This window comes from Flavobacterium sp. J49, from assembly GCF_011742145.1.
In the GTDB taxonomy this organism is placed as follows: Bacteria; Bacteroidota; Bacteroidia; order Flavobacteriales; family Flavobacteriaceae; genus Flavobacterium.
This window is the reverse complement of sequence record NZ_JAAQQU010000095.1, coordinates 1-3,481: the sequence shown is the minus strand read 5'-3', so window position 1 is coordinate 3,481 and position 3,481 is coordinate 1. Positions and strand designations below refer to the sequence as shown.

Below are 3,481 nucleotides of genomic sequence, written 5' to 3'. Positions count from 1 at the left end.
ACGTTATAGGCTATTATGTCGAAAATCCTGCTTAAAGAGAATCATGATTAAAATAGAATTTGAAGAACCGAATATAGAAACTTGCGAATGTTGCGGAAAGGAAACTATAAAACTGACAAGGTTTGTTTACAAAGATGACGATGCATTTGCAATTTATTATCTGAAATTCACCAAAGAGCACGAAGAGAAAATTGTTACTGGAATAATTAGCATTGGAGATTGGCATACTGATGAAGAACCGAAAAAAAGATTTTCATTTCCGTTCAGAATTTGGACGGATAGTGACAATTTTAATGTCGGTCTAATAGATAAAGAAGAATCGCCGTGGAAACAAAGTTTGCTAGGGAATATTTTAGACAGAAAAGATGCATTGAAACATCCGTGGCTAAGTGAAGTGTTTCATATTACAGACCATATTGTTGACGAAGATAAAGAAGTGGTTGAATATTTTAAGTGACAATAACAGCCTATAACAGCAGTTTGTAACTACTGCGCGCTTGGGCTTGCCCCGAATTTTCTTCGAAAATTCAAAAGGAGTTTTATATTTGTAATCATCAGTAATAAATCATCGCAGCAGTCACAAGCTGCGGAACGTTACCGGCAATGTTTAAACCCGCATTTCATGAGAGCACTTATTTTGTACATCGCAATTCTATCTTCTAACATCGTTCTCAGCCAAACTGAAGAAGAGGTATATAAATCTGTGAGAATTGCATCAGTTCAAAGCTATTGTTTAATCTGTGATGATGAAGTTCCAAGAATTTACAATGTTGATAGTTTACGCATCGCATTTAAAACTAAAAATGATAATGAAATATTAGAAATAGCGTTGGGAAAATATTCCAAGTTTGCGGAAAATTATCCTAAATCAGTTTATGTAACAAAAGCGCTTATGCAAAAAGCAAATTTAGAAACATATTTTCATCGTTATGAAATAGCCAAAGCAACTTTAGAAAGTATAATCAAAACAGAAACAAAAGAACCCAAGAATATTTACAATGGCCCAGATTATGACAGAAGTAAAGCTGCATTCAAACTTGCCAAAATTGAAATTTCTGAAAACAATTTCCATCAAGCTATCAAATATTTAGATTATTGTAAAACCTTTAAGAACTATGAATGTGGAAATGACGCGGAGAATTCCATGGAGGAATTCAAAAAATTATATGATATATGCCAAAGTGGATTAAAAAAGAGAAAATAAACACAGCCGGTAACAGCAGTTTGTGATAATGGCTGGTTTTGGCTTTATCGGAAATCTATTCGCTAATTGAAATTTTAGTTATATTTGGAATGGAAAGTGATTGATTTCCGCCACTATCACAAGCCGCGATACGTTATCGCCAATATTCATGACGAAAGTATTAAAAATGACATTTTTCTTGATGTTGCCGCTAATTGTTAGTGGTCAATACGACTTTGAAAAATATCCAGCTGTAAAATTTAAGGCTTATAGCAATTGGAAAATTAATGACGCAAAAGAAAAAGTAGAATTTACACAAACCATTTCAAGCTTTTATAAAAATGGAGAATCTTTGACTATTCAATTGACTTCATTTAAAGAGCATTGGTTTGAAAACTCAATAATTAAGCTTTCCAAAAAAGATTTGGAAATCAAACAATTCAAGGAAAATATGGGATTTAATCCAATCGCCATAGATACAATCAGAGTTGCGGACTTTAATGGAGACGGATTGAAAGATTTAAAGATTATTGCTCCATACATGGGAAACGGAACGGCTTCTATGAATGTGAAAGTTATTTATCTTTTTCAGCAAGTAAATCAAGGCTTCATAAAAATCTCATTTGATGATAAACAATATGAAAATCGCGTTGAAAGAGATTTAAATGGAGATGGAAATTATGAAATAATTACAATGCAATTAATCGGTTATGAAAATCATAGTTATTGGAATTTTAATCTTTTTAACTTCATAAGCGGAAAACTAGTAAACGTAAATACCAAACATAATTATCCGATTTTAGTTCAGTTTTTGGAAAAAGAAAATTATAAAATCACCGGAAAAATTAGTCGCAAAAAAATGAAAAGTTTTGCGCTAAAGTTGCCGGAAGCTTATGATGTGAAAAATTAAAATACTGGCGATAACAGCAGTTTGTAACTACTGCGTGGCTTGGTTTGTGTACCGAATTTTCTCTGAAAATTCAAAAAGTAATTTTATATTTGGAATCAATAGTAATAAATCGTCGCAGCAGTTACAATCTGCGGCACGTTAGCCGTCAGTTTGGTAGAACGAAGAAAAACCGAAATAATTAAACACATTAAAAAACGTTAATAAGAAAATCTAAAAACTAAATCAATTATGAAAAAAATTCTTTTGTCTGCAATAGTTACAATGTCTTTAATTGCTTGTAAAGAAAACACCGAAAAACCTAATGCAACTTCATCTGAGAAAAGTGAAATTAACGCAGAAATTAAAGACACTACTAAAGAGGTAAAATCAGAAATAACTTTTGAAGATTATAAAACTGAATTCAAAGAATCATCTGAAAAAGCTAAAATAGATTTTAAAAGCAATGAGACAGCTAAAGCGTACAAAACTGCAATTTCAGAATCTTATAAAGATGGAAAAGTAAATTTCGCAGGAAATTATATAATTACAACTTGGGGTTGCGGTACATCTTGTATTTCTGGAGCAATGATAGATGTCAGAAATGGAAAAGTTTATGATTTACCAAGTGATGACGAATGGGACGGAATTGGAAATTCGGTTAATTCAGACAAAGAAAGTACATTATTAATAACAAGCCTTTCAGGAATGAATTTAGGTGAAGGAATTGAAGCACTTGAAAAATATTGGAATTGGAACGAAGCAAATAAAAAGTTTGAATTTATAAAAATGGAAGAAGTTAAAACGGAAAACCAAAAATAAAACCGAACGGCTAACAGCAGTTTGCAACAATGGCTTCGCTTGGTAATAATCCGAAAAGACTCTGTCGAAAAAAATTTTGGATATATTTGTAAAAGTCAGTAACAATAAAACGCCACTGTAGCAATCTGCGGCACGTTAGCACTCAGTTTTCCCGTGCTGAACAACAAAAACAATTTATGAAAGACGTTTTTTGGATAATAATAATTTGCATTTTATTGTTCTTATCAATAAAAGAGTTGCGGAATTTTAAAAAGTTAGAAAATAGTAATGGATATAATATTCTTCAAAATTCTAGGCATTATCGATTGTTAGCCATTGTTGCTGTGACAATTATTGGAATAATAATCTTCATTTACAGAAAGTTATTTGTAGAATAAAAAAAGCAAAATAACACCGAAAAGTTTACGCTCAAAGTTTGACGCTAAAAAAGGTTTGCGTGCTCAAGTTAGTAGGAAAACCGAAGTGCTAACAGCCGTTTGGTAGCATGGCTGGTTTTGCATTTCTTAGCCGGAAAGTACTAAGTTCAAAATTTGATTATATTTACAACAATAATTTAAAAAGTCGCCACGACTACCAAGCGGCGGAACGTT

At 32.0% G+C, this 3,481-nt stretch carries 4 protein-coding genes; all 4 read left to right on the top strand.

The annotated features are described in order from the left end of the window. The coding region (locus HA632_RS02950) for a hypothetical protein (RefSeq protein ID WP_217902814.1) at positions 1–457 on the top strand (457 nt) is incomplete at its 5' end. 165 nt (positions 458–622) lie between these two features. Beyond that, positions 623–1,204, top strand: a complete 582-nt coding sequence (locus tag HA632_RS02945; RefSeq protein ID WP_176305732.1) for a hypothetical protein — start codon at positions 623–625, stop codon at positions 1,202–1,204. Between the two features lie 148 nt (positions 1,205–1,352). Then, the gene (locus tag HA632_RS02940) at positions 1,353–2,093 is read left to right on the top strand and encodes a hypothetical protein (RefSeq protein ID WP_176305731.1); all 741 of its coding nucleotides are present in this window, start codon (positions 1,353–1,355) and stop codon (positions 2,091–2,093) included. A gap of 228 nt (positions 2,094–2,321) precedes the next feature. Next, on the top strand, positions 2,322–2,891 hold the full coding sequence (locus HA632_RS02935) for a hypothetical protein (protein WP_176305730.1): 570 nt from the start codon (positions 2,322–2,324) through the stop codon (positions 2,889–2,891). Positions 2,892–3,481 lie beyond the last annotated feature (590 nt).

What these genes read in the sequence shown, in the direction of transcription:
- HA632_RS02945 (WP_176305732.1), top strand. Translation starts at nt 623, where the DNA reads ATGAGAGCACTTATTTTGTACATCGCAATTCTATCTTCTAACATCGTT.
- HA632_RS02940 (WP_176305731.1), top strand. Translation starts at nt 1,353, where the DNA reads ATGACGAAAGTATTAAAAATGACATTTTTCTTGATGTTGCCGCTAATT.
- HA632_RS02935 (WP_176305730.1), top strand. Translation starts at nt 2,322, where the DNA reads ATGAAAAAAATTCTTTTGTCTGCAATAGTTACAATGTCTTTAATTGCT.